We start from the raw sequence: 1,401 nt of genomic DNA, 5'->3' as shown, positions 1-1,401 counted from the left end.
GACGCCTGGGCCTTGGGGATGGCGCCGCCATCCTGCGGCGTGACGGGCAAGATCGCGTTGATCTGGCCCGTGCCCGAGGAGCCGAAGTAGGGCGTCACCACCTCCGCCTTGCCGTCGTAGGCCGACCAGCCCAGTGCGCCGAGCACCATCGCGGTGTCGTGCATGAAGCCTTCGCCATGGCCCTTGACCGCGTACTCCGGCAGCATCGAGCAGAAGTCGGCCCACTCGGCGTTCTCCCACATCTGCACCACGTCATGGTCCATGCGTTCGAGCAGCGGACTCCAGATACGGTCGGCGAATTGCGGCGCGAGTCCGTTCTGCGCAAAGCGATGCGAGAGCGATCCGCTCGCGAAGAAGGCGACGGTGCCGTCGTAGTGGTCTTCCACCGCACGGCGCATGGCCCAGCCCAGGCGGGCGCTGTCATTGAGGTAATGGCTGGTGCACAGCGCCGACACGCAGATCGCCTTGAAGTGCAGGTCCTCGTTCATGTAGCGCATCGGCACCAGCGTGCCGTACTCCGGCCCGAGCGTGGTCGCGTCGTGGGCGAGCGTCTCGACACCCCATTCGTTGCAGGACTTCGCCAGCAGCTTGCCCAGTTCCGGATTGCCCGGGATCTCGAACGGCATGTTGCTGATGAAGTGCGGCAGTTCGTTGCTGGAGTACACGCCCTTGAAGTGCGGCGCGCAGTTCAGGTGATAGCTCGCGTTGACCAGCCAGTGCGTGTCGAACACCACGATGGTGTCCACGCCCAGTTCGCGGCAGCGCCGGCCGATTTCGCGATGGCCGTCGATGGCGGCCTGGCGGCTGCCTTTGCGCGGGCCATCGAGCTCGCTCAGGTAGAGCGAGGGGACGTGCGTGATCTTGGCGGCGAGTGCGAGCTTGCCCATGTCACACCCCCCAGTGCGGAATGTGATGGCTGCCCAGCGACACCGCCACGTTCTTCGGCTCGCAGAACACCTCATAGCTCCAGGTGCCGCCTTCGCGCCCCGTGCCCGATGCCTTGGTGCCGCCGAAAGGCTGGCGCAGGTCGCGCACGTTCTGGCTGTTGACGAAGCACATGCCGGCCTCGATCGCGGCGGCCACGCGATGTGCCTTGCCGATGTTCTCGGTCCACACGTAGCTGGACAGCCCGTACTCGATGTCGTTGGCCAGGCGGATCGCATCGGCCTCGTCCTTGAACGGAATCAGGCAGGCCACCGGACCGAAGATCTCGTCCTGCGCGATCTTCATGCGGTTGTCCACGTCGGCGAAGACGGTCGGCAGCACGTAGTTGCCGCGCTGAACCCGCGCCGGCAGATCGGGCGTGCCGAGGCCGCCGCACAGCATCGTCGCGCCTTCCTTCGGCCCGAGCTCGATGTAGCTGCGCACCTTGGCGAGATGGGCCTGCGAGATCATCGGGCC

The 1,401-nt window shown here is 66.2% G+C and carries 2 protein-coding genes; both read right to left on the bottom strand.

From position 1 onward, the window contains the following. Positions 1–887: 3,4-dihydroxyphenylacetate 2,3-dioxygenase (gene hpaD / locus WKW77_RS34955; protein ID WP_340361472.1), on the bottom strand; the 887-nt coding region annotated here is incomplete at its 3' end. 1 nt (position 888) lies between these two features. Continuing rightward, a partial coding sequence (locus tag WKW77_RS34950) for an aldehyde dehydrogenase family protein (protein WP_340361471.1) occupies positions 889–1,401 on the bottom strand: 513 nt, incomplete at its 5' end.

The organism is Variovorax ureilyticus (genome assembly GCF_037889935.1).
Classification (GTDB): domain Bacteria; phylum Pseudomonadota; class Gammaproteobacteria; order Burkholderiales; family Burkholderiaceae_C; genus Variovorax; species Variovorax ureilyticus.
Note: the sequence above shows the minus strand (reverse complement) of the source record. Positions and strands in the feature narration are given on the sequence as shown.